Source organism: Fervidobacterium nodosum Rt17-B1 (genome assembly GCF_000017545.1).
Classification (GTDB): Bacteria; Thermotogota; Thermotogae; order Thermotogales; family Fervidobacteriaceae; genus Fervidobacterium; species Fervidobacterium nodosum.
The window spans coordinates 773855-799935 of the sequence record NC_009718.1 but is presented as its reverse complement, the minus strand read 5'-3'; the positions used below and the strand labels follow the sequence as shown (position 1 = coordinate 799935).

Here is a 26081-nt window from a genome sequence, read left to right as displayed (position 1 = left end):
ATTAATTATTAAAAGAGCAAAAGTAATCTAAAGTGAGGTGTTTTTTATGAGTCTCAGTCAAAAGGAGATAATAGAACGTGTTAGAGCGATTGCTGAACCAATTGTTACATCGATGGGACTGGAGCTTTTCGATGTGAAATATAGGATACAAGCTGGAAAGTGGGTACTGAGTATAATAATTGATAAACTTGACGATTATGTTAGTACAAGAGATTGTGAACTTGTGTCTTATGAAATTGAAAAAGTGCTTGACTCGCATGATTTCATTCCAGGAAGATATTATCTTGAAGTTTCTTCACCAGGTCTTGATAGGCCATTAAAGAAAATAGAAGATTTCAGAAGGTTTGTTGGAAAGCTTGTAAAGGTGAAAACAAAGAAAACTTATAGAGGGTATATAGTTGATGTTAATATGGAAACAAAAGAAATTATTCTAAGAGTTGATAATGAAAACATAACTATTAAGTATGATGACGTTAAATCAGCCAATTTAGAGATTGAATTGTGAGAAATAAAATTAAAATAAGATTACAAAGGGAGGTATGAAAATGAATAGTCCGATGTTACTTGAAGCGCTCAGAGAACTTGAAAGAGAAAAAGGTATAAGTGTTGATGAGTCAATAGAGATTTTAGAAAAAGCTCTTATGAGTGCGTACAAAAATAAAACAGGTGAAAGAAACGTTGAGATAGTTATTAACAAATTATCTGGTGAGATAGAAGCCTATCAAATTTTAGAAGTTGTTGAAAAAGTTGAAAATGAAAATATTCAGATTTCTCTTGAAGATGCTCTGAAAATAAAACCCGATGCAACTATAGGAGATATAGTTAAAAGAAAGATGAATATAAAGAGGCTTGGTAGATTTGCTATTCAAGTTGCCAAGCAAGTGTTAATCCAGAAGATTAGGGAAATTGAAAAGGAAAAACAATATGAAAAATACGCGGAGCTTGTTGGGAGAGTTGTTACAGCGGAAGTTTTAAAGGTAACACCAGAATGGCTCGATATAAGAATTGGTAAGCTCGAAACTCATTTACCAAAGAAAGAGTGGATTCCGGGAGAAGAGTTTGAACAGTCTGATTTGATAAAGGTATATGTAAGAGAAGTTAAAAAAGATAAAAAGGGTCCAAAGATAATTGTTACAAGGATTGATAACGAATTTGTTGTAGGACTTTTGAAATTGGAAGTACCTGAAATTGAGAGCGGAATTATCGAAATTGTTAAGATTGTTAGAGAACCAGGTGTAAGAACAAAGATAGCGGTTATCTCACATGATCCAAAAGTTGATCCAGTTGGTTCATGCATAGGTCCAGAAGGCTCAAGGATTGCTCCGATACTAAAAGAATTAAAAATTGAAAAAATTGACATAATTAAATGGTCGAATGATCCAAAAGAATTAATTGCGAACGCATTGCTTCCAGCAAGTGTAATAGATGTTGAGATATTAGATTACGAATCTAAAGCTTCACGTGTTCTTGTTTCGCCAAATCAATTGTCTCTTGCAATCGGTAAGGCTGGTCAAAACGCAAGGCTTGCCGCAAAATTAACTGGGTGGAAGATAGATATAAAACCAGTTATGAACGCGTGATCAAAAAAATATTAATTAAGGGGAGATAACATGCATGTCGATGCTTTAAAAAAAGAATTGAGAGATAGAAGATGGCGAATGACGCCACAGCGTGAGCAAATTTTAAAGGTTTTTATTGAGACTAATAGCGAACACCTTGGAGCTGAGGAAGTTTATAGATATCTTTTGAATAAAAGGATAAACGTTAGTAAAGCCACTGTTTATAGGACTGTCGATTTACTTGTTGAATTAGGTTTTCTTAGACGTCTTCAATTTGACGAGGGAGTTTATAGGTATGAACTCGTTGATAAGCAAAATAAACATTCACACTTTATTTGTAATTCTTGTGGAAAAATATACGAATTGAAAAATGAACTTTCACCAGAATTTGTTATGAAGGAATATATTGATTTACTAAATGGAAATGGTTACATTGTGGAAGAATTTGATATAAAATTCAGGGGAATATGTCCAAAATGCTCTGAGAAACAATTGAAAAAACATAGGAAATCAAAATAAATCATTTAATTAAATATTAAATACTTGAGCACTGGGTTAATTCCCAGTGCTTATTTTTTTATTATTATCTATTTGTTGAACGATTGCCAAATATATCACAAAAGTCAGACCGAATGCGATAGAAATGACAATGTGCTGAGGTAAAGTTGGAAATTTAGAAAAGAACCATGCTACTAACTCTACAAATTGCGCAAATGGAAGCAATATGTACAAAACTAAAGCACTCAGTAAGTTTAATTTCAACACGTATAATATATATGATATAGTCAGTCCAAACATTACTATTTGTACTGGGAATGAAACTATAAGTGTTGCAAAGATAGAGAATGGATTTACCTGTCCAATGAGTGCAACATATGGCGCGCTTCCAAGAAAACCACCAACGTTTGACAGTAAATAATTTGTTGAGAATAACACCCCAATCGTTGCAAAGAAGGTCATATAAAAGGAAAGCGAAAATACTATCTCTGGGTTGACTATTACCATCGCAAGTCCAACTAAAGAAACTGTGTTTATAGGATTTATCTTAATATCTAACAACTTAAAAATGGAAGCCATGTACAACATTATAAGCGCTCGTATCGATGGTAAGTTCATACCAGAACCTATAACAAAAATAGTTGGAAAGAGTAATGACAATATTAATTTCAACTTTTTTCTATATGTGAAAAGAGATACAACGTATGTACTGAATAAATAAAGTATACTCACATGCATTCCAGAGACACAAAATATATGGAACAATCCGCTTTTTATAAAGTTTTCATCGCGCGAATTGCTTCCAAACAAATTTTGGAAAAACGGATCGACTTTCGAGGAAAAATTTCTAAAGTTTTCGAACGATTCGTATATCTTCGAACTAAGTGACGTATAATTTGTTGCGGTCGCATAAAAAGTCGTCTTTGCATAATAGCTTGGATACGATGTTGTTTTTCTCAGGTCACCTATAAAGTATACTATTGTTCCTATCTTTTCTTCTTTGTACAATCTAACATCAAAACCTAGGTTTCTCCATTTTTCACCATCATAAAATTTTGGTTCAACTACTGATGAACCTTCTTGCACACTTTTTATTGTGCCAACAAATTGTGCCTTCTTAATTTGCACATCTTTAACAACTAGCAAGTTGGTGATTAGGAAAAAGAGTATGAATAAAGACAAACGTGGCTTTTTAAATAAAGCAGTTGGTATAATTGAAAAAATTATAAATAAAGGTGGGAACTTGTAAATTGTTCCCACCAAAGCACCTAAAATTGCACCTCCAAAGTAGAAAAAAGATAAATATTGTGTAACCTGCATGGTATTTATTTTATGCTCCGAATTTTTCCAATCTTCCAGAGTATGCGAGTATAAGATTCATAACGTCTGTTGCGTGTATTGTACCTATTGTTCCTCTTGCACATTCGAATTCGTTAAACGCTTTTGAAAGCCCTCTTCTTGTATATTTTGCGCAGAACATTATCGGTACTGGGTGGAATGAGTGACCTTTCATCGCACATGGTGTAGAGTGGTCACCTGTGACAACAAGTACATCCGGATTAAGACTGAGTATCTCTGGAATTATTTTATCAACGTTTTCTATTACGTGTACTTTTTCGTCGAATTTACCATCTTCTCCGTATGAGTCGGTCTTTTTAATGTGTACAAAGAAGAAGTCGTAATTATTCCATTCCTTCTTAAGTGTTTCTATTTCGTCTTCTATCGTTTGACCTGTTGGGATAATTGTCATTCCCACTAATTTTGCAAGTCCTTTGTACATTGGATATACGGCAATTGCTCCAGCTCTAAGTTTGTAAACTTCTGGAAATTGAGGAAGTTGTGGATATTTTGAGAATCCCCTTACAAGTGCGAAGTTCATTTTTTGTTGGTCTTTAAGAACTTCTTTGATTCTATCGAGGAGTTTGTTTATAATTCTTGCTGTCTTTTCTGCTTCTGGTGATAGCGCGGAAGTGTATTTGATTGGTTTTCCTTCTTTTTGTGGGTCTGCGTCTTCAATTTTATCTGATAGACCTTCGCCTGTAAGTTTCAGAACAAATCTGTGCTCTTTTCCTGGATAGAATGTGACTTTAACATCTTCTATTTCTTTAATATTTGCGTTGAGTATCTCCACAACTTTTGCACTTTCTTCAGTTGATGGTCTTCCAGCTCTTCTGTCAACAACGATATCTCCGTTGATTGTTGCGAAATTTCCCCTTGCAACAACATCAAGTTCTCCAACTTCGATGTCTTCTCCTAATGCCTCAAGAATACCTCTACCTATTTGATATTTAATTGGGTCGTAACCAAAAAGACCAAGGTGTCCAGGTCCACTCCCGGGTGTTATACCATAAAGAACGGGGATAGTTTGGCCAAGGTCACTCAATGTGGCTACTTTGTCCAAGTTTGGTGTGTTTGCTTTCATAAGCGGTGTTAAACCTTCTTCGTTTGGAAGGTCACCGATACCATCCATGACAAGAAGAACAATTTTACTGTTGTTTGGCGTAATTAACTCGTGAACAAATGCTTGTTTATCCATATGTACCCTCCTTTCAAAGTATAAGCCATTTAAATAAAGCAGATAAATCTATATTTTCCATAAGCCATTTTCTATTATAATTTCCTTTTTTCCTTCTTTTATTCCATAAACGTTCATCTTATCGTTTCCAACCATGAAATCTACATGTGTTAAGCTCATATTTATACCAGACTTTTCAGCATCTCCATCGAAGTCTTCAACACAGGTTGGATACGCTCTTCCAAATGCGAAGTGAGAAGCCGCATTTTCATCGTAGAGTGTGTTGTAGAATATCCTTCCAAGCTTATAAATTGGTGAGCTTATGTCTACTAAAGCAACTTCTCCAAGATATGCTGCTCCTTCATCGGTTTCTATAAGTTCTTTCAAAATATCTTTTCCTTTCTTTGCATCAAAATTGACAACTTTTCCATCTTTGAACTCGAGCCAAAATTCATCGATGATGTTTCCCTGATAGACAAGAGGCATGCTACTTGATATTATCCCATCAACACCGTATTTATACGGCGCGGTGAATACTTCTTCTGTTGGTATGTTTGGTAAGAACGGTACATTGTCTATATCGTGCTCTACTCCACTGAGCCAGATGTGTTTGGGCGCAAGTTTAACTGTCAAGTTTGTATTTGGCCCTTCGTATCTTAACGCTTCAAAATGAGCTTTATTCAAGTAGTCTTTTCGTCTCTTCAAATTTTCAAGATGTTCGAGTAATTTTGAGTATCCATTTTCATCAATTCTTGCCATGTAAAGTATGTCATTCCAGAGTTTTTCCGTATCATTTTCTCCATAAACTTTCTGCGCCCACTCCGGATTAGGTACACCGGCGACGCACCATCTGTTCTTATTCATCATTGTTCGTTCCATGATATCCTTAAATGCTTGTTGACGAGCTTTAGTTGCCATTCCCAATCTTTTCGATGGTACGTCTGCTAGCAAATCTGCGTAAGATCCAACCAACGAAACAGTTGCCGCACCTTTCTCCAAAAAGCTCATGCGCATTTCAATTTCCCAATTATAAACATTCGTTAGAACTTCTTCTGGAGATTTCAACAACGTTTGTTTAGAAACATAAGTATCATTCCAGATAACAATTACTTCACTTGCACCAACGTTGTATGCTTCCTCAACAAAGAGTCTTACAAAATCTTTGTGGTCAACTGATGCATTTACAATCAGTTTCTGACCGTTTTGGAGGTTTAATCCGACTTTTAATATCGCTTGCGCGTAGTTTCTTAAAATTTTATCGTTGATAGACATATTTGTTCTCCTTTCCATTCATTAATTACTTGATTTAATCTGATTGTAGTAACGTTAATATTAAACCTACTATAAGTGCAAGGAAACCTATATTCGATGCGTATGGTGTTAGTGAAGCTAAGAAACTTATTAGGGAAACAGTGTAAAATTTGAGTAGATTTCCGAGCATCTTTCCTAAGTTTTTCTCTAATACAAATCGAGCGTATTCAGAATGACTTGTACCAAGTGATAGTATAAGCAATCTGAAACGCTTATCAACAGAATAAATTGCAACGAGTAATTTGTACAACTGGTATGTTATCGACAGTGCTGTCAAAATTGTGAAGATCAAGTATATATTGTCTAAGTAATACCACATTAATATTAAACCACCAACGGTCATAATTTCGTTAAAAAAGTACAAAGATTGATATCTCAACTTTGCTCTTTTAGATACTATCTCAAATGAAATAAGCACAGCAAAAAGGCTCCCGATCAATGTACTGATCGCAGAGCCATAAATTACATGTTCAAAACCCTGGAGCATTATTTTTTCTGCTCTCCCATCTGATTTGTTTTTTCTGATTTGTCTTTAAACAATTCCGCCATAGCACCAACTGAAGCAAGAACAGAGGATGTTTCAAGCGGGAGGAATATCTTGGTTGCCTGGCCATTTGCTATATCTCTAAGTGCTTCAAGGTATTTAATTGCGATAAGGTCATTTGTTGGATTACCCTCATGGATGGCTTTGAATACATTTGCAATAGCCAATGCCTGACCTTCTGCTTCAGCGATAAGTCTGTATTTGTTAGCTTCAGCAACTCTCTTAATAGCTTCAGCTTCACCTTCGGCCTTCAAAATAGCGGCTTGTTTTTCACCCTCTGCTTTTAGAATTTCGGATTGTCTTATACCCTCAGCCTCAAGAATTGCAGCACGTTTGGTTCTTTCTGCCTTCATCTGTTTACTCATAGCTTCCATAATGTCCTTTGGTGGGTCAATCTTTTTTATTTCTACCCTTGTTATTCTTATACCCCATTTATCTGTGGCTTCATCAAGTACAGTTCTCAATTTTGTGTTAATACTTTCCCTTGATGTAAGTGTTTGGTCAAGTTCAAGTTCACCTATGACGTTTCTTAAATTCGTTTGAGCAAGCTTAATTGTCGCAAATTCGAAGTTGTTTACGTTATAGACAGATTTAAATGCGTCTGTAACTTCGTAATAGATAACCGCATCAACAACGACAACAACGTTATCTTTTGTGATGACTTCTTGAGGTGGAACATCGATAACGTGTTCTCTCATGTCTACTTTTATCATTCTATCGAAGAAAGGAATGATAAAATTAAGACCTGCACGAACTTCCTTTCTGAATTTACCAAGTCTTTCTATAAGGCCTCTTTCGTATGGTCTAACTATCCTTATACCTGTTGCCGCGATTATTAGTAACAAGAAAGCAATAGCAATTAATACAATATACATATTGACCAGCCTCCCTTTTAGTTTTAGTGTTCGTCAGTTTTTTCAATTTCTTTTGGTTTAACTACCACATGCGCTCCTTCGACTCTATCTATGATTACATAATCACCTTGTTCAAACGTTACGTTATCATCAAAGGATACAGCACGCCACATGTCTCCGTTGACTTTTACCACACCTTTACTTTGCCTATTGTCAATTTTTTCGATTACAACCGCTTCTTTACCGACTATTTCATCAACATTAATGCTTCTAACTTCCTCTCCGGTGATTTTTTTTGCCAATTTTCTACTTGAAAGAACTAATATACCTGAAACAATGATAAATGTTAAAAGCTCAAATAGTGTGTTTTCGTAAAAATATGCTACAACAGCCGCGGCAAGACTTCCCAAACCGAACCAGAATATGAAAAACGTTGGAGTGAATATTTCGATAACCATCAGTATAACTCCGAATATAATCCAGAAAGCCACAGGTGTTATCACATTGTTTCCCCCCTTTGGAAGAAAGATTTTGTTAACCAAAGGTATTGATAAATTTCAAAAACCATATTATCTTCTTAAATAGGGGACACCCCCCAATATACTCTCAATAAGGAGGTATCCCGATATGGCTAATGTCCAACTCAAATGCCCTCATTGTGGCTCTTCTAACTTCATCAAAAACGGTCATGATAAGTTCAAAAACCAAATCTTCTTTTGCAAAGACTGCAAGCGTTACTTTAAACTTTCTTTCACCAAAAAACACAAACTTTTCTCTTTCCCTTACCCTCGTTGTGTTCATTGTAACCATGTCATGGAAATTTACAAAATCCGCCGTTATTTCGTTCGTTTCAGATGCAGAAAGTGCAACTTCAAAACTTCTGTTCCACTTTCTCTTCCTCAGCCTGTGCCTTTCAACTTTCATCCTTTCAAATTCTTCCGTTTCCCTATCTATATCATTCTCAAAGCTTTCATCTTGTACTTCAAATACAACCTTTCTCTTCGTGCTATTAAAGCTTGCTTGAATATCAATGTCTCTCATGTTGCTATTTACAAATGGATTATCAAGTTATCTTCTGTTATTTCGCTTTTTGAGTTTGAGAATGTATTTAAAGTTCACGGTGATGAAACAGTTATTGTATTTCGAGACAAAAAGTACTATGTGTGGCTATTAGTTGAGCATGGTACGAATTTAATAGTAGCTTGGCATGTATCAAGATATCGTGATATGTCACAAGTTAAGATATTGTTAGATAAATACTTTAGTCAAAGAAAACAAAACACACAAATAGAGTTAATAACCGATGGACTAAAAGCGTACGAGATAGCAGTGAAACTAAATTTTGATAATGTTGAGCACAGAGAAGTAAGACTAGGTAAAAACAACGAATGTGAATCGAAATTTTCGTTATTTAAGATGTTTGTTAGAGCAAAAAGGAGCTTCAAGAAATTTAGCAACATACGGTACTATGTAAATGGTTTTTGTGTAGTAAGGAACCTATGCAAGTTATATGAGAACGAAAATGAGATGATTACAGCTTTAGCTTCCATCATCACTACTAGTTAACAGCATCGGAAGAAGATTAGATTTTTATACCGTATACATCTCCCATGAAAGCAATGAATTTCTCAGCTAGGTCTGGATCGAAATAGGTTCCTTCAAGTTTTCTTATTTCTTCAAGTGCTTGTTTTGGTGTCTTGAGTTCGGAATCCCAATCAGCTGATACGAAATTTGTGACTTCATCGTAATAGTTTATAATCGATATTATGCGAGCGCAAAACGGAATTTCCTCGCCTTTTAAACCATCGGGAAAGCCTTTCCCATCCCATCTTTCGTGGTGATGTCTTACAGTTGGTATATACTTCCAAAGATTCTCGTTTATTGACAAGTATATCGTTCCCATAAGAGGATGGTCTTCGTAGTGCGCTTCTAAATTTCTTAATCTTGTTGGAGAATAGAGCATAAGTTGTTCAATGGCAATTTTCCCCACATCGTGGAGAATTCCATGGTGCATCATTTCAGTAGCTTGCTCTTCGTCCATGCCAATGTACTTGGCAAACTCTTCAGCCAATTTTGCCACCCTTTGTGAGTGCGAAAAGCCATTTTTATCCTCGACTTCTGTAAGTACGATAATGTTTGCAAAGAGAGACTTAAGCAATTCTTCTATTTGTTTATCTGGTGGTGAAATTAATCCTGCTTTTTTTGCGTAGTATTTTAGTATAAAACCATAGTCGCTTTCTTCATCTTTGAACTGGGCGATGATTTCTCCGCCCTTTCTGATAACTATATTTCCTTCTTCATAACAAATTGATACGTCATCAGATTCAGTTTTGCATTCTGGCTCTTTTCCAAATGCTTCCTTGAAAAGTTTTATGAATTCGTTGTTAAACACCGTATCACCTCTTTTGGTGGTTAAAAAGATTAATGAGCTTATTTGTTTACTCTTTTTCTTATTTCATTAAGTACAGTCTCTATGAAGTCATTTATCTTAATTCCGTGAGTGTCTTTTCCTTCTCTTGTCCTTACGCTTATCGTTTCACTTTCCTTTTCTTTTTCACCGACTATTATCATGTACGGTACTTTTCTCATTTGATTTTCTCTTATTCTGTAGCTAAGTGTTTCATTTCTATCATCTAATTCAACCCTGATGTCGTTTTCATCAAGAGTTTGGTAAATGTTCTTTGCATATTCTGAGAATTTTTCGGATACTGGTATAACAACGGCTTGAACAGGTGCAAGCCATGTTGGGAACGCTCCTGCGTAATGTTCAATAAGAATACCAAAGAATCTTTCGATAGAACCATAAAGTGCCCTATGTATCATGACAGGTCTTCTTTCGTTTCCATCCGAATCCTTATATGTTAAGTCAAAGCGCTCAGGCATTTGGAAATCCATTTGAATGGTTGCGCATTGCCATTCTCTTCCAAGTACGTCTCTAACGTGGAAATCTATCTTTGGACCGTAGAAAGCGCCTTCTCCTTCCGCGACTTCGTAAGGTACTTTCATCTCTTCAAGAGCATTTCTTAATCCTTCTGTTGCTTTTTCCCACGTCGCTTCGTCACCCATATGATCTTCGGGCATTGTACTAAGAGTTGCTCTATAAGAAAAGCCAAATATGCCATAGAGTTCGTTTATAAACCTTACAACGTTGGTTACTTCATCGACTATCTGGTCTTCTCTACAGAAAATATGGGCATCGTCTTGCGTGAATGTTCTGACTCTTAATAATCCATGCAATACTCCTCCACGTTCGTATCTGTGTACTCTACCGAATTCAAACAGTCTTATTGGAAGGTCTTTGTAAGAAACAGGTTTGTTTTTGTATATCAATATGTGTCCTGGACAGTTCATTGGTTTAACAGCGTAAGTTACTTCTTCTTTTTCTGTGAAGTACATGTTGTTTTTGTAGTGGTCCCAGTGTCCACTCTGTCTCCAGAGCTTTTCGTGCATTATAAGTGGGGTGCCAACCTCTTTGTAACCGTATTTTTTATGCAATTCTCTCGATAAGCTCATTAGTTCTTTAAGGACTGTCATACCATATGGCAGGAATATAGGCATACCGGCCGCAACATCTGTGTTGATGAAGAACAATTCGAGTTGAGGTCCAAGTCTTCTGTGGTCTCTTTTCCTTGCTTCTTCAAGCATTTTTAGGTAATTATCGAGCTCGTCTTTCTTGGCGAATGCTGTTCCGTAAATCCTCTGAAGCATTGGGTTCTTTTCGTTACCTCTCCAGTACGCTCCAGAAACAGAAAGCAACTTTAAGTGTTTGACTTTCCCTGTACTTGGTAAGTGTGGACCTCTACAAAGGTCAATAAATTCACCTTGTTTGTAGAAACTAACTTTTTCGTCTGGAATTTCGTTTATCAACTCAATCTTGTACATTTGCCCTTTGCTTTCCATTAGTTCAATAGCTTCTTTTTTTGGAAGTTCTAATCTTTCTATTGGTAAATCTTCTTTGATTATCTTTTTCATCTCTTCTTCGATTTTTGGCAAATCTTCTTCTGTAATTTTTACGTTTGCGATATCAAAATCGTAATAAAAACCATTCTCTATTGTTGGGCCGATTCCAAGTTTTACATTTTCAGCCCCATAGATTCTCATAACTGCTTGTGCCATGATATGTGACATTGTATGCCTGTAAATTTCAGCTGCTTGTGGATCATCTAGCTTGATGATTCTTAACTCACAATCAAAATCGATAGGTCTTTCCAAATCCCAAAGCTGACCATTAACTAATGCTCCTGCGGCATTTCTCCACAAACCTTCCGAAATTTCCTTGGCTATTTGTCCTGGTGTTACTGGTTGTGAGTATTCTCTTACGCTTCCATCTGGTAACCTAATTTGCATAGTTATAATACACCTCCAAGATATATTTATTAATTATTTGCTATTTGCGAATAAACTTTTGTAGATGTAAACGAATAACAACAAGTTGACGACAAGACCATAAATAAGTGTTAAAGGTCTGTTGTAGTAATAAGGCAATAAAAACACAACGGCTTGCAACAAAGATGCGCTCCAAGGATAATAAAACGAATCTCTATACAATTCTATCATAATTACGAAAAAAACTATAAACAACCACAGAAAATTCAATTGATGATAAGCAAAACTTTGATAAAGTAAAGAAAAAATAATCAATCTAAGAGCTTTCCATTTATCCTCTTCTTGATATAGCGATTCTAAGAGAAAATAAAGTGGTGTTATTGTAAAATACTCTCTGAATATATTATCAACAAATACAGAGGCTATGGAACTAATCCAAACGACAAAAAGCATTGATGAACTCCTTTCATAAACCTATCTCTTCAGCAATTGATTTCATAGCTTCTAAGGAAAGTGAATAAAACTCTTTAAGTGAAAGCCCAATATTCTCACATGATTTCATTTGTTCTCTATTTGCACCGCGTGCGAACCCCTTTTCTTTGAATCTATTTTTCAAAAATTCAACATCGACTACAGCTAATTTTTTCTCTGGCTTTATCAATGCTGCCGCAACGATAAAACCACTAGTTGGGTCTACCGCGTACAATGCTTTTTCCATAAGTGTTTCTGGAGTTTTCTTCTCACAATGCGCAAGGATGGCGTTTTTAATTTCTTCACTTACGGAGTTACCAAGTATCTCAACACTTTTGTAACCGTGCTCTTCTGGTTTATCCTTTGTGTAATCGTAATCTAAATCGTGGAGTAAACCTGCTAATCCCCAAACTTCTTCATCTTCTCCAAAATGTTTTGCTAAACGCTTCATTATAGCTTCACATGCTATACAATGGTTAACGAGGTTTTTATTGGAAACGTGTTGTTTTAATAGTTCCAAAGCTTCTTGTCTTGTCATGAGTTTCCCTCCTCAGTTTTTTACATTGAGTTTTATTTAAGTATACCATAAATTGTGTTATAATTGAACTGTAGAATAAATAAAATTGAATGATTTGGGAGGTAAAATTGATGTTGGTTGATTTCCATACTCATACAACGTGTTCAGATGGAACATTGGAGCCGAATGAGTTAGTTAAAAAAGCAAAATTAATAGGTATTGAAGTGCTTGCAATAACTGATCATGATACTATATGTGCTTTTCGAGAAATAGATGATAAATATGCAGATGATTTGGATATTACAGTGATAAAAGGTGTTGAGATAAGTGTTGACTATCCCACAGATTCTCTACATATTTTAGGTTACAATATTAAAGACACTGAAACAATGGAAAGAGTTTTAAATGAACTTATAGATTACAGAAATAGGAGAAATGAACTTATACTTGAAAAGATGAATAAGCTGGGTTTTCATGCGACAATGGAAGAATTAAGGAAAATAGCTAAAGGCGATGCTGTTGGAAGGCCACATTTCGCAAGATTAATGGTAGAAAAAGGTTATGTTGGGAGCATGAACGAAGCTTTTGATAAATATCTTAAAGATGGCGGGATATTTTTTGTTGAGAAAAAGCGTTTAAAACCGCAAGAAGCAATTGAACTTATCAAAAAGACCGGTGGAATAGCAGTTTTGGCTCATCCATACGATATATTGAGTGGTAAAAACTCCGAAGAAGATGATATGACATTCTTAGAAAATTTCATTAAAAAACTCGTTGATTATGGTCTTGATGGTTTGGAGGCATTTTACTCAAGGCACACGCAGAACCAGACAATCGATTTGATAAGAATAGCGAATAAGTACGATTTGTTAATTACAGCTGGAAGCGATTTTCATGGCTCAAATAGGGAATCTGTGAATCTTGGAATGAATGTACCGTATAAACTGATTAAGAAGTTTCTTGCCAAACTATGATGTTTTGCAAATTTCAAATTTATAAGAAATTCCAAATGCGTCAAAATTTTTGTGAGGTGTATGTATGGGTGATGATAAGATAAGAATTTACGAATTGAAAAAAGAAGATTCAAAAGATTCTAATATAGAAGATTTTTTTAAAGAGCTTGATAGCGAACAACGCCGAGCGGTTATGGAATCAAATGGGAAATCGGTTGTTATCGCTGGACCTGGTAGTGGAAAGACAAGAGTCATTACTTACAAAATTGCTTACCTTCTACTTAATGGTGTAATGCCTTCTGAAATTTTACTTGTTACGTTTACAAGAGCTGCTGCTCGTGAAATGATAGAACGGGCGCAAATAGTAACAAAGAAAGATTTGTCTGATATGATGGCAGGTACATTCCATCATGTGTGTAATTTACTTTTAAGAAAATATGGAAGCTCAATTGGTTTGAAATCGAATTTTACGATATTAGATGAAGAAGATGCGAAGGATTTAATGAAAATTGCAAGGAGTAGATACGTTACTTCGAAACAGATGAATAAAGCTTTTCCAACCCACAGCGAGTTATATTCCATTTATTCATACATGGTTAACACATTTCTTACACCATATGAAGTTGTAATTAAGAGGGCAAAAAGGTGGATACAAGTTGTAGATGTTATAGAGAAAGTCTTCCAGGAATACGCTCTTGAGAAAGAGAGACAAAATGTTTTAGATTACGATGACTTGCTGTTGAAAACTCTGCAAATGCTAGAAGGTAATGAAGAATTAAGAAGGCGTATATCTTCGAGGTTTAAATGGATACTCGTTGATGAGTTCCAAGATACCAATATTCTTCAGTTAAAAATTGTTCAGCATCTTTCAGAAGTACATGGAAATTTATTTGTCGTTGCTGACGATGCGCAGAGTATTTATTCATTTAGAGGTGCTAGATTTGAGAATGTAAAAGAGGTAATGGATGGTGCAAATGTTTTTAAGATACAAACCAATTACAGGAGCACAGACAAAATTGTTGAGCTTGTAAATTCAATGATTCCAAGAAATTCGGTACCTAAAAAGTTGAGAGCAATACGAACAAGTGTTCAAAAACCTATAGTTGTAAATACTTATGACCATTTTGATGAAGCATATTTTGTTGCGCAGAGAATTAATGAAATCGTTGATGAAGGCTTTGATTACAGTGATATTGCGGTTTTGTACCGTGCGCACGCTCATTCACTGGAATTACAACTTGAGCTTACAAAGAGAAACATACCATTTAAAGTACTATCAGGATTAAGATTTACCGAAACGGCACACGTGAAAGATGTTGTGGCTTTCTTAAAAATTCTTTTAAATCCATATGATGTAATTTCTTGGATGAGAGTTTTAAAATTGGTAGATAATGTAGGTAATGTAACCGCGGAAAAGATAATAAGTCGTATAACAAGCGAAAGCAACGAGGAAAAATCACCATTGGATTTGTTCTTGGAAATGAAGATAAAGAGCTCAAACGTTGAGAATTTAAAAAGCGCAATTTTCAATTCGATAGATAAAGCTCCAAGCTTCCAGATAAAAAATTTTTACGAGCAATTTTATCAGGATATTTTAGAATACCATTACACAGATTTCAGGGATAGAGAAGAAGATATCGAAAGATTAATAGAAATGGCGAGTTACTACGATAACGTGGAAGATTTTTTAAACGATATTTTAATCTCAGAAGATGTTAGAACTAATGAATCTAACGACTTTTCTGATGATAAAGGAAAAGTTACGCTAACTACAATTCATCAAGCTAAAGGTCTCGAATGGAAAGTTGTTTTTGTCATAGGTGTTAATCCGGGAGATTTTCCACACTTCTTAGCTTTAAAAGATAATACATTAGATGAAGAGGAGAGATTATTTTATGTTGCAATAACCCGTGCCAAAGATATTCTTTACATAACTCATTCAACGCTACCAAGAAGAGAATATTTTTACAATTCATTCAATAGTGATAAACAAATCGACAGAGATTTTGTTAAAGATATTCCTAGGGATTTGGCGGAATTTTGGAAGGTAAGATAATTAAGATAATTAAGTAATAAGGAAGGATTTTGGTGAGAGAGTTTGGTAAATGGTTCATTGGCACAAGTGGATTTTCGTTTGGCGATTGGATAGGTAATGTTTACCCACAAGATATTAAAAAGAGCGAAATGTTTACATACTATTGGCAAAAGTATGGATTCAATTGTGTTGAGTTGAATTTTACTTTTTATCAGATGCCTTCATCGAGAACAATGGTGAGTTTGCTTCGCAAAGCACCAGTTGGTTTTAAATTCGCTGTAAAAGTCCATGGGTTTATAACACATGATAGAAGTTTTGAGAATGTAAATGATTTTCTTAAGTCGTGTAGAGTTATAGAAGATGAAAGCAGGCTTATTGGGTATCTTGCACAGTTTCCATATTCTTTTAAGAACGTACCTGATAATCAAGATTACATTAAGCTTTTATTGGAAAAATTTTATGGCAAGGAGATATTTTTAGAATTTAGACATGAGAGCTGGGTGGAATGGTTAGATAATTTACACGGTATCAAAAATGTACATGTTGTTATTCCAGATTTGCCAATGTCGAAAGGGATTTTTCCACTAATTAGGTCTTTGGATAAAGTGGTATATTTGAGGTTACATGGAAGGAATAAAAAGAGAAAGTATGACTATAATTATTCCGATGAAGAATTGAAAGGTATAATTGATTTTGTTTTTCCCGAATCGTTTGAAGAAGCGTACGTTTTCTTCAACAATTGTTATAATGGCCAAGCTTTGAAAAATGCGCTACGCTTTAGGGAAATCGTGGGGGGCGAAAAAATTGGAATTTTCGATTAATAGTGAACGTAATGATAAAAATGATAGTCAAAATAGATGGAACGATGAACAGAGATTAGTTAAAGCTTTGGCAAAAGGTGATGAAGAGGCGTATAAATATCTGTACAGAAATTACGCATCGAAGATAGGCGCACTTGTTAAGAGCTATCTTGGAAGCGATGATATCGACGATGTTGTCCAAGAGGTATTTTTAAGAATATACAAAAATGTAAAGAAGTTTCGTGGTGAATCAAAACTTTCAACGTGGATTTATAGAATAGCTATAAACGTTTGCAACAATATGTACAGAAAGATGAAGGGTAGAGGGCCTGTTGTAGATTTAACTGAGCCTATGGATGATGAAGATTATACATTTCAATTTTCAACAGATGAAGATGTCCAAAAAAATGTAACAAACGATATAATGTACGAAAAGTTGAGAAAAATCTTGGAGAATCTCTCGCCGGAAGATAGGGCTATATTGTTCATGAAAGAAATTGATGGATTAACTTACGAAGAAGTAGGAAAAATTTTGGATAAACCAGAAGGAACTATTAAGAGCCGTCTCCATTATATAAAACAAACAATTAGAAAGGCTTTCAAGGAGGTTACGTTCGATGAATGAAAACGGTGCAGAAAAATGTTATTCAAAACTCCTGAAAAATTTTTCAATAAATTTTAGTTACAAACCAGGCCCGATGATGGAAGAAAAAATTTTGAAGAAAATAAAAAGAAAAAAAGTTATTGGAACTATGTACAGATTCGGTATAGGTGTTTTTCTCACTTTAATAATTCTCTTTTTTGGTACAGAAGAGCTCGGATGGAAGTATCCTAAGCGTGTATTTTCTCTATTCGATCTGTTTAGAGAAGCAGCTCAAAAAACTATCGAAAATCCAGATATTTCAAGTTTTAGCTTGGGTATAAATAACAACTCTAATTTAAATTTACTGAAAAAAAACTTAGAAGATTATCTTAATAATAACAATATTTCACAAAATGGTTCAGATGAAATTTTCAAAATGATAAAATATGTTTCTATCGCAAATGACGGTGGATGGTGATTATAAAGTTATTGAAAAATAAAAAAACGTAGGTGAGATAAAAGTGAAAAGAAGATTATTTGTTTTATGTTTTGTATTGTTGATTTTTGCTACTTTTTACTTTGCTGACGGTTACTATGTTCGTATGGTTTATGAAACAAGCAAGTCTGGTATTTTTATGCGTTCTGAAGAAGTTTACGAAACGGACGACATAAAAGTTGTTATTGTAAACACGCCTCAAAGCTTTGTATGGGTAAGGATAAAAGATAAATGGTATATAGGTGATTCGGATGTATTGAAGAGAACCTTCCCAATAAAAGATTTACTTGAAATTGCGTACGATTATGTTAAGTCTAAAAAACTGGATATTTCTCGTGATGGAGTTTATAGATTCAACGAAGACTTTTTTATTATAGAGATATTTGTTATAGATAAAGAGATAGTTCGAGTTACAAGGATTGTTGGTGATGTTACAACTACGATGTACATAAATAAATTTCCTAAGCATTTTGACATAAAATCGATAATTTCAAAGTACAAATTCATTGAAGAAAGTCCAATACCTGAAAGATTTTTTGCTATATTCAAACTTTTCCTCTGGTCGAATATTGTTGAAGGGAAAGATTTTTTGAGAATAATAGGATATGATAGAGGTGGGAAACCGTTGGAATTGGAAATAAACAAAAAAGAAGGAGACTACAAAGTGGGGACGTACTATTTGAAAATCCTGAAAGCTTCGGAAAGCAGTTTGAAGGAGATAAAGAATGCGTTGCGTGATTATTGATGGATACGTTGATGAGCCAGCAGTTTTAGGGGTCCCGCCCTATGTAAGTACTTATGTTAGATACACTGCTGGATTGTTTCTAATTAAAGGTTTTGAGGTTGATTATTATACGGTAGATCAAGTGCGTGCCAATAATATGTGGCACGCTTTTTCTGTGTATGACACTATGGTTATCATAGGTGGACTTACCGTACCGGGAAAGTATGTCGGGGGAAATCCGATAACACCCGATGAGGTTAAAAAGCTTTTCGATATTAATACTAAACCTTATCGAATACTCATAGGTGCAATTGGTAAAGCTTTTTCAAACAAGGGTGGAAGTTTTGCTAAAAAGTTTGATTTCGATGTTGAGGAAGTTGTTGAAGATTTTTCATCTTGGATTTCCCAAGAATTTGGCGCAGATTACTTGCAAAGTATAAGAGAAACTTCCATAGCAGGTGCTGAGATAGTTAAATTTCATCCAAGATTTCCTGATGTTATATGTGAGATAGAAGTTTCACTTGGTTGTGAAAGACGTACATTTTGCACATTTTGTACAGAACCTATTTTGCACCCTAAGTTTTTTTCAAGACCAGTAAAAGATATTGTTGACGAGGTTGAAGCGCTTTACAAAAATGGTGTAAGAGCATTTAGGTTGGGAAGAAGTGCAAACATAATAGCTTACGGTAGTGATTTCAATAGTGGAACCATAAATCCAAACGCTGTTAACGAGCTTTACAATGGTATAAGGTCTAAATGCGATGATATAAGAGTACTGCACACTGATAACGCTAATCCGACTTACATTGCTAAAAACTTAGAGAAATCAGTTAAAATTTTAGAAAGTATAGTAAAATACAATACATCAGGTGATATCCTGTCTTTTGGTGTGGAATCTTTTGACGAAATTGTGAGAAAAAAGAACAATATCGATGGAACCGTTGAAGATATAGATTTAGCAGTTAAAGTTGTCAATGAAATTGGTGGTCTTAGAGACTCAGGCGGTGTGCCAAAATTACTACCTGGAATAAACATTATATTCGGTCTATTTGGTGAAACAAAGAAAACTTACGAAATAAATTACAATAAGCTTTTATGGTATTTAGAAAATGATTTACTTTTGAGAAGAATTAATTTAAGGCAAATAATGATATTCCCTGGAACTCCTTTATATTATCTTTCTCAGCGAAAAAATGTAAGACCTGATAAACGTTTGTTTGAACACTATAAATATTTGATAAGAAACAATGTTGACACACCAATGCTGAAAAAGGTTTTTCCGCTTGGAACAATTATAAGATACGTTATTCCAGAATTTTCAGAGGGCAAAATAACATTTGGAAGACCATTAGGCACATACCCTATACTCATAGGAGTCCCTGCGAAGTTCTCAGAACCAACAGATATTGTAGTTGTTGGGTATGGTCATAGGTCTTTAACAGGTGTTAGACTTGTTGAATTAAATAAGCTTACAATCGAAGAATTAGAAAGTATTCCAGGCATTGGAAAAAAGAACGCGCTGAGAATTAAACAAGGGGATTTTTCGACAGTGGATAAAAAAGCTGAAAATTTTGTTAAAAAATTTTTTGTTGAAATAAAATTAAATTAATTTGGTATAATAAAACTAAAGGAAAAACAGAATCCAAGAGGGGGGATTAAAATGAGAAGGGGAGTTATTTTTTTAACAATTTTGGTATATTTGCTGATAGGTTTTTCAATAACAGTTAGCGCAGAAACTTACGTAGACGTCAAAGAATCTCATTGGGCATATGAAGCTGTTGAAAAGTTGAGTAATATGGGGATAATCACCGGTTTTCCAGATGGTACGTTCAGAGGGAACGAAGTGATAACGAGGTTCCAAGTAGCCGTTTTACTGTATAGACTTTACAGTGTATTTGATACAAAGATAAGTGATATAGACAAAAGAATTTCAGATATTGAGAAAAAGTTTTCCAATTTCACTGTTCAAACAAACGCACAATTTACAGATGTTTCAAAAGAGATTTCCTCAATAAAGAACTCAATTACTCTTCTTTCAAACGACGTTAAAAAACTCGTCTCTGAAGTTAAAAGCCTTTCAGAATTGTACTCCAACCTCCGCACATCTGTAGATGATAATAGTTCGAAATACGAAGGTATCAAAAAAACTGTTGAAGCGATATCGGAAAAATATAATTATTTGCAAAAGAAAGTTGATGAAATTGACAAAAACATCAACAAATTTTCTTCCACAGTTCTTAACATTGAAGATAAAATAAAAAATGTTGAATCATCTTTGAACAGCAGTATCAAAAGTTTGGAGATAGAAACTAAAAATTTAAAATCAGAGATAGAAAAAATTAGAGAAAAAAATGTGAGTGATACTTCTTCTGCCCAAAGTATGAATGAAGGCACCAATACATATATTGATTATTCAAAAGATATAGAATTGCTTTACAAGAAAATCGAATATTTAAATAACCAACTTGAGTATATGAATTATCTAAAAAACGAAGTTAACTCATTGAAAGATGAAATAAAAAACATTAGAGCCTCTATCGAAGAAATCAAGCTAAAAACACCAATTGAAACGACAAATGTTGATAAAGAAAAATTAGAAGAAAATTTAAACACATTAATAACGATCATCGACAATCTTAAAAGCGACATGCAGAATTTAAAGAACACCCTTAAAGATTACGTTAAAAAAGAAGAGTTAGATAAATTTGTCCAAGATGTTTATCAGAAAATACAGACAATTACAAATAGCATATCCTCGTTGACAAACAGCGATAAAGAAATTAACGAAAAAATAGCGAAATTAATAATGCAAATAAATGACATAACATCCGAGATAAGCAAGATTAAAGACACAAAATCAACAAATTCTATAGATTCGAATAAAGATTATGAAGAATTGAAAAACAAAATAGCGGAAATCGAAAAAACAATTGAAGAAACAAAATCGATGGTGTATTCCTCAGCTGAAATGACAGCAATTGTTGAATCAATTAAAAAAGTTGGAGAGCTTGAGAGTAGATTTGAAGAACTCTCCTTGCGACTTACTAATATCGAGAAAATTGTACAGAGCCAAAATAACGAAGAACTTATTAACAGTATTAGTCAATTATCACAGGAAATAAATTCCATAAAAGAATTGTTAGCTGATATAAAGTTAGTTCCAGCGGAGAATATTGATTTATCAGGAATATTGAACAAAATTAACGAACGAGAAAAGACAGTTTCATCTCTCTCTGAAACTGTCAATGATATTTCAAAAAGGCTTTCAGCACTCGAGGAAAAAGTTAGCAATTTGAGTGATAAAATTTCAAAATCTCAAGTCAATGTTAGTGAAGCTTTGAGTAAGGTAGAATTGGACAATTTGAAAGATAGAATTCAAAAAGTGGAAGATGAACTCCAGAAAAAAGCCTCGATAGCACAATTAAACACACTTAATCAAAGCGTTCAAAAAGTTCTTTCAATGGTTATAGAAACAAGAAATGAGTTAAAATCGTTGAACATACCATCCACAACACCTGCTGATGGGACTCAAAAATCGGAGAAATCGTTGGAAAAATCATCAGAAGATATCGAAAATCTAAGAAAAGATATTAGTGAACTTCAAAGTAAAGTTTCCAGCGTTGTTTCAAAGCAAGAAGAACTTGGAACTTTAATAAAAGACGTAAGTGATAAACTTGATAAGGAAAATGCCACTGTAAAAGATATGGGTGAATCCTTAAACGCATTAAAGAAAGAAACAATTGCACTTAAAGAAGAAATTAATGAAACCAAGTCCACAGTTTATGAAATGATTTCTCAAATAAACGGAAAATTAAAAGAGTTAGAGGACCAAAAGAATGTCTCATCAAATGTCGATTTGTCAATTTTTGAGAGCAAACTAAATGCTTTAAAACTATCTTTTGATTCTCTGGAAAATAAAATAAAAGAGCAAGAGGAAAAAAATAAAATGTTGGTTTCAAACATCGATGAAATTGTACAAAAGATTGAAAAATTACAGAATAGTATGGATGAAATTAAAACATTTAAGGAGACTACCCAAACAAAGATGGAAGCAAATACATTAAAATTATTGGAATTAGAGAACAAAATTGCTACGATCGAGTCAACACAAGTTGTATATGAAAAGTTAATTTACCAGGAAAATGAAAATTTGAAAAATCAACAAAAAGAATTTGAAGATAAAATACTAAATATAGAAACTAAACTCGCAGAATTAGAAAATGCTATTAAATTAGATGAAAGAGATATATCCCAAAAACTTGAAACATTAGCTTTGAAATCTGTTAGTAAAGATGAACTGGAAAATAAATTACAGACGCTTTTGAGTAACGTTGATTCACAATTGAATGTGCTAGAATCGAAAGTAATTTCTTTAGAAGAAAAAACAGATAAAAACATAAGTGAAATAGAGAAAATTCGCACGCAAATTCAACTTGTTGAAGTGAAGATTTATTCTTTGACAGGCGAACTTAAGAAATCGATAGACGAAAATAAAGCATTATTGGAAAATAACACAGATTCTCTAAATAAGCTTCAAAGCTGGAGAGATTCACACGAAAAAGAATTCAACGATTTTGTCGCCCTTTATACCGACGAATCATCTAAAACCAACAATAGAGTCATAGAACTTGAAAACAAAGTTACAAAGCTTGAAAAGGATATATCGAATTTGAGTAAAGAGAAAGAAAGCCTACAGAATAATCAAAACTTACTTATACTTTTACTTATATTATCTTTGGTTGTTGGTGTTTTTGGAATAATTGCAAAGTAAACAGAATATTTAGGAAATTATTATAGGAGTGGGGTTGTGTTTTACTCATTTTTAGTCATGAATTTTCGCAGTAAATTTTTGTTAGTCATGAATTTAATACTACCAATCATATTTATGCTTATGTTCGGCGCAGTTTTTGGTAAGCAGAGTGGTGCTTATAAAGTTGCCTATTATTCAGATAGGGATATTAATATAGAGAGCGGTAATTGGGTAAAAATCGATAAACCATCGGATGTTGAAAGTATAAAGGCTTTAAAGTTTGACATAGTCATTTTGGCAGAGAAAGGAAAAATAGATGTTTATTATTTGAGTAGCATGGCACAATCAGAAAGGGACGTTTTGCTTTTTAGAACAAAGTATTCTTCCGCTCAAAATCAAAGTTCTGTTATTGAAATAAAAGCACATAACCTAGAGTTGGAAAGGCAACTAAGTGATCTTGAATATATTATGATAGGCGTTATAGCTGTTTCTTTGCTATCAGTTGGTTTAAACGCCGGTGTTAGCATCTTTTCGAAATACGTAAGATACGGTCTTTTTAAAAGATTTATGGTAACAAAGGTTAAACCTGCGCATTTGTTATTCAGTTCAGTTGGAGCACAGCTCATCACAGGTATAATTTCTTCTTTTATTATTTTGATTTTGTCAAGATTAGTTTTTGGAGTCAATTTATTTGTCAAACTTCATGATATTCCTTTGTACATCGCGGTTGTTTTTGCTTCGGTAATGATAAACCTGTCAATTGGTGTTTTGCTAAGCTTATTTTTTAAAAAGGCTGCAGAGAGTATCTCTTCTTTGATTTACACTATCTTCATATTCTTCTCCGGGGTATATTTTCCAATAACTATTATTCCAAAATCTTTAAGAATAATATCGTACTTCACACCACCAAGGTACGTTCATATGATGTTTCAGAAATTGTATGGAGTTAATTCCATGGATAACGTACTTTTCTTTGTGTTGATAATTGGATTTTCATTTTTTGGCTTACTTCTTGGAAGTTATGCGATTAAAAAGTTTTTGAAACCTACCGCCTGAAAAACGAGGAGTGATTCTAAGTGATTCAAAACAGTTCAGAACCAGTGTTGAAAGTTTCAAATTTGAAAAAATATTACCCGGGTGTCAAAGCAGTCGATGGCGTTTCTTTTGAACTTTTTCCAGGAGAGATAATATCTGTACTTGGGCCTAACGGAGCTGGAAAAACCACAACCATAGAGATAATTGAGGGGTTGAGAGTTAAAGATGAAGGTGAAATAATTTACTTTGGAAAATACAACGAAATTAACGATAAGATTAAAGACAGGATAGGAGTATGTTTTCAGGAAAATTTTTACTTTGAAGAATTAACTGTTGTTGAAATTCTGAAATTGTTTAGTTCACTTTACACTAAGTGTTTGCCCATAGATGAAATTTTAAATACTTTCGAGCTTAATGAAAAAAAGAAAACACGTGTTAAGCACCTTTCAGGTGGTCAAAAGCAACGTTTAGCGGTTGCTTTAGCGTTTGTTAACGATCCAGATATAGTCTTCTTAGATGAACCAACCGTTGGATTAGACCCTCACGCAAGAAGACACCTCTGGGATATAATCTTGAAATTCAAATTGCTTGGAAAATCGATTATACTAACTACACACTATATGGACGAAGCCCAAATCCTTTCAGATAGAGTTTACATAATAGATTATGGGAAGATTATTGCAACTGGTACTCCACACGAACTTATAATATCCTCTGGACTCAATTCAGTTATTGAATTTCCAAAAGAATACTCGGAGTATTTTCAACAAGATGAATTGGTTATCGTTGGCGAGTATGCTTACATGCACGTTTCAGATTCTGTAAAAGCTATACAAAACCTTCTTGAAAAAGGTATCCACGACTTTGTTGTCAGGCATCCAACTCTCGAGGATGTGTTTTTAAAACTAACGGGAAGAAAGATTGATTGAGTTAATATTCTCTAAAATTTGCAAATAGCGGGAGAATCATTAAAATGAGAAGAAAATTAAAAAAATTCGCGGTGTTATTTGACTCTCTCTTTAAGGTTCTATTCTTAAGACAAAAAGAAGCGGTATTTTGGTTGTCTATTTTTCCGACAATCTTGTTTTTGATACTCTCAACATTGTTTGGAAACGTCGAAGAAAACATCGAGCTGAAAGTCAAAATCATTGGGCACAGTAAGACTCTTGAGAATGTTTTTAAAGATATTAAGCAATTGAATGTGATTTTTGAGGATAAATCAAGCAATTCAGATAATCCAGAGCAGATAAATAAAGCCCTTAAAGAACTTGAAAATGAAAAATTAGATCTTGTTGTTGTTTTACCGGATAATTTTGACTCTAAATATTCATCGGCGTTATTGCTTAGAAAAACAAGATTGTTTAAACCTGTACCAATTGATATACACTACATTTCGTTAAGGGATGGTTCTAAGATAGCAAAGGACATTGTAGAGGGCATATTTACATCAATGGGGTTATTAGAGTCCACAACTATCGAAAAGCATTACCTTTCCCAAAATACTTACGATTACAATAATTTCATATATCCTGGTGTTGTTGGAATGGCTATACTTTCTGTGTTTTTGTTTGGTTTTATGAGCGATATTCAATATTTTAAGACAAGAAACATACTAAGAAAATTTTTCACCGCTCCAATAAATCCTGTTTACATTTACATTCTCACAGCCGTTGTGAATTTACTGGTGCTTTTCCTCGGAGTGGGAGTTTTATCCGTATTTTCTTACCTTAAAGGTGTAGATGTAATATCTTATTTGCCAAATTTAATTTTAAATCTACTATTTTCATCAGCTGTCATGATAACATTTGTGATTGCACTAATGACATTCGTAACAAAACCTTCGAATTTGTTCGCTTTCCAGCAGGTGTTTTTTCAAGTGCAGATGTTCGTCGGAGGGTTTTACGTGCCATTGAAATTCACAAGTCCTATAATCCAAACCATAGCGAAGTTTTTGCCTATTACATACATCGTGGATAATATGAGAACAGTTAAATCTTTAAATTCAATTGATTCTAATCACTTTCTTGTTCCGTTGATATATATATTAGTGGCTTCTATAATAACTATTATCAGGTCAAAAAAACTTTCGATAGAATAAGAATAAACGTAT

Annotated in this window: 25 protein-coding genes; 15 read left to right on the top strand and 10 right to left on the bottom strand. The window is 34.0% G+C overall.

Annotated elements, in window-relative coordinates; all coding sequences use genetic code 11:
* The first annotated feature begins 46 nt into the window (after window positions 1-46).
* Genes FNOD_RS03800 through FNOD_RS03790 form a run of 3 tightly spaced genes read left to right on the top strand, consistent with a single transcriptional unit; the run spans window position 47 to window position 2078 of the window.
* The gene (locus FNOD_RS03800; protein WP_011993909.1) at window positions 47-505 is read left to right on the top strand and encodes a ribosome maturation factor RimP; all 459 of its coding nucleotides are present in this window, start codon (window positions 47-49) and stop codon (window positions 503-505) included.
* Between the two features lie 40 nt (window positions 506-545).
* On the top strand, window positions 546-1580 hold the full coding sequence (gene nusA / locus FNOD_RS03795) for a transcription termination factor NusA (RefSeq protein ID WP_011993908.1): 1035 nt from the start codon (window positions 546-548) through the stop codon (window positions 1578-1580).
* Between the two features lie 30 nt (window positions 1581-1610).
* Window positions 1611-2078, top strand: a complete 468-nt coding sequence (locus tag FNOD_RS03790) for a Fur family transcriptional regulator (protein ID WP_011993907.1) — start codon at window positions 1611-1613, stop codon at window positions 2076-2078.
* 36 nt (window positions 2079-2114) lie between these two features.
* Here FNOD_RS03790 and FNOD_RS03785 read toward each other — a convergent pair whose 3' ends face one another.
* The 6 genes from FNOD_RS03785 to FNOD_RS03760 all read right to left on the bottom strand — a co-directional run bounded on the left by FNOD_RS03785 (window position 2115) and on the right by FNOD_RS03760 (window position 7784).
* Window positions 2115-3377 carry a ComEC/Rec2 family competence protein gene (locus tag FNOD_RS03785; protein WP_083756793.1) on the bottom strand — a complete coding sequence of 421 codons (1263 nt, stop codon included), beginning with the start codon at window positions 3375-3377 and terminating at the stop codon, window positions 2115-2117.
* 10 nt (window positions 3378-3387) lie between these two features.
* Entirely contained in the window at window positions 3388-4593 is a 1206-nt protein-coding gene (locus FNOD_RS03780; protein WP_011993905.1) for a 2,3-bisphosphoglycerate-independent phosphoglycerate mutase, read from the bottom strand.
* 48 nt (window positions 4594-4641) lie between these two features.
* Window positions 4642-5844, bottom strand: coding sequence for an aminopeptidase (locus FNOD_RS03775; RefSeq protein WP_011993904.1), 1203 nt, complete (start codon window positions 5842-5844; stop codon window positions 4642-4644).
* A 34-nt stretch (window positions 5845-5878) separates the two neighbouring features.
* Window positions 5879-6301 (bottom strand): hypothetical protein, encoded by a 423-nt coding sequence (locus FNOD_RS03770; protein ID WP_011993903.1) that lies wholly within the window; start codon window positions 6299-6301, stop codon window positions 5879-5881.
* A 68-nt stretch (window positions 6302-6369) separates the two neighbouring features.
* Window positions 6370-7302, bottom strand: coding sequence for an SPFH domain-containing protein (locus FNOD_RS03765; RefSeq protein WP_011993902.1), 933 nt, complete (start codon window positions 7300-7302; stop codon window positions 6370-6372).
* A 23-nt stretch (window positions 7303-7325) separates the two neighbouring features.
* Entirely contained in the window at window positions 7326-7784 is a 459-nt protein-coding gene (locus FNOD_RS03760) for an NfeD family protein (protein ID WP_011993901.1), read from the bottom strand.
* 124 nt (window positions 7785-7908) lie between these two features.
* On the opposite strand from FNOD_RS03760, the gene FNOD_RS09680 reads away from it, so the two are divergent.
* Window positions 7909-8847 (top strand): DDE-type integrase/transposase/recombinase, encoded by a 939-nt coding sequence (locus FNOD_RS09680; RefSeq protein WP_011993607.1) that lies wholly within the window; start codon window positions 7909-7911, stop codon window positions 8845-8847.
* 16 nt (window positions 8848-8863) lie between these two features.
* Here FNOD_RS09680 and FNOD_RS03750 read toward each other — a convergent pair whose 3' ends face one another.
* From FNOD_RS03750 to FNOD_RS03735, 4 genes are read right to left on the bottom strand one after another with little or no spacing between them, the layout of a single operon-like run.
* Window positions 8864-9673 carry an HD-GYP domain-containing protein gene (locus tag FNOD_RS03750; RefSeq protein ID WP_011993900.1) on the bottom strand — a complete coding sequence of 270 codons (810 nt, stop codon included), beginning with the start codon at window positions 9671-9673 and terminating at the stop codon, window positions 8864-8866.
* Between the two features lie 38 nt (window positions 9674-9711).
* Window positions 9712-11634 (bottom strand): threonine--tRNA ligase, encoded by a 1923-nt coding sequence (gene thrS, locus FNOD_RS03745; protein ID WP_041256864.1) that lies wholly within the window; start codon window positions 11632-11634, stop codon window positions 9712-9714.
* Between the two features lie 27 nt (window positions 11635-11661).
* Window positions 11662-12060 (bottom strand): hypothetical protein, encoded by a 399-nt coding sequence (locus tag FNOD_RS03740; protein ID WP_011993898.1) that lies wholly within the window; start codon window positions 12058-12060, stop codon window positions 11662-11664.
* Window positions 12061-12073: 13 nt separating this feature from the next.
* The gene (locus FNOD_RS03735; protein WP_011993897.1) at window positions 12074-12616 is read right to left on the bottom strand and encodes an HD domain-containing protein; all 543 of its coding nucleotides are present in this window, start codon (window positions 12614-12616) and stop codon (window positions 12074-12076) included.
* A gap of 110 nt (window positions 12617-12726) precedes the next feature.
* Between FNOD_RS03735 and FNOD_RS03730 the strand changes: the two genes are divergently transcribed.
* The 11 genes from FNOD_RS03730 to FNOD_RS03680 all read left to right on the top strand — a co-directional run bounded on the left by FNOD_RS03730 (window position 12727) and on the right by FNOD_RS03680 (window position 26069).
* Window positions 12727-13569: a PHP domain-containing protein gene (locus FNOD_RS03730; protein WP_011993896.1), complete on the top strand. Its 843-nt coding sequence runs from the start codon at window positions 12727-12729 to the stop codon at window positions 13567-13569.
* 64 nt (window positions 13570-13633) lie between these two features.
* On the top strand, window positions 13634-15604 hold the full coding sequence (locus FNOD_RS03725; protein ID WP_011993895.1) for an ATP-dependent helicase: 1971 nt from the start codon (window positions 13634-13636) through the stop codon (window positions 15602-15604).
* A 32-nt stretch (window positions 15605-15636) separates the two neighbouring features.
* A complete protein-coding gene (locus FNOD_RS03720) occupies window positions 15637-16404 on the top strand; it encodes a DUF72 domain-containing protein (protein WP_011993894.1) in 768 nt (255 codons plus the stop codon).
* On the top strand, window positions 16388-17008 hold the full coding sequence (locus FNOD_RS03715) for an RNA polymerase sigma factor (protein WP_011993893.1): 621 nt from the start codon (window positions 16388-16390) through the stop codon (window positions 17006-17008). Before FNOD_RS03720 ends, FNOD_RS03715 begins: the two co-directional genes overlap by 17 nt.
* A complete protein-coding gene (locus FNOD_RS03710) occupies window positions 17001-17444 on the top strand; it encodes a hypothetical protein (protein ID WP_011993892.1) in 444 nt (147 codons plus the stop codon). The genes FNOD_RS03715 and FNOD_RS03710 overlap by 8 nt, the downstream gene beginning before the upstream one ends.
* 43 nt (window positions 17445-17487) lie before the next feature.
* Window positions 17488-18207, top strand: coding sequence for a hypothetical protein (locus tag FNOD_RS03705; RefSeq protein WP_011993891.1), 720 nt, complete (start codon window positions 17488-17490; stop codon window positions 18205-18207).
* Window positions 18188-19795 (top strand): radical SAM protein, encoded by a 1608-nt coding sequence (locus tag FNOD_RS03700; protein WP_011993890.1) that lies wholly within the window; start codon window positions 18188-18190, stop codon window positions 19793-19795. The genes FNOD_RS03705 and FNOD_RS03700 overlap by 20 nt, the downstream gene beginning before the upstream one ends.
* Window positions 19796-19846: 51 nt before the next feature.
* On the top strand, window positions 19847-22957 hold the full coding sequence (locus FNOD_RS03695; protein ID WP_011993889.1) for an S-layer homology domain-containing protein: 3111 nt from the start codon (window positions 19847-19849) through the stop codon (window positions 22955-22957).
* Between the two features lie 36 nt (window positions 22958-22993).
* Window positions 22994-23992, top strand: a complete 999-nt coding sequence (locus tag FNOD_RS03690) for an ABC transporter permease (protein WP_011993888.1) — start codon at window positions 22994-22996, stop codon at window positions 23990-23992.
* A gap of 20 nt (window positions 23993-24012) precedes the next feature.
* Window positions 24013-24900: an ABC transporter ATP-binding protein gene (locus FNOD_RS03685; protein ID WP_011993887.1), complete on the top strand. Its 888-nt coding sequence runs from the start codon at window positions 24013-24015 to the stop codon at window positions 24898-24900.
* A gap of 44 nt (window positions 24901-24944) precedes the next feature.
* Entirely contained in the window at window positions 24945-26069 is a 1125-nt protein-coding gene (locus tag FNOD_RS03680) for an ABC transporter permease (protein WP_011993886.1), read from the top strand.
* Window positions 26070-26081 lie beyond the last annotated feature (12 nt).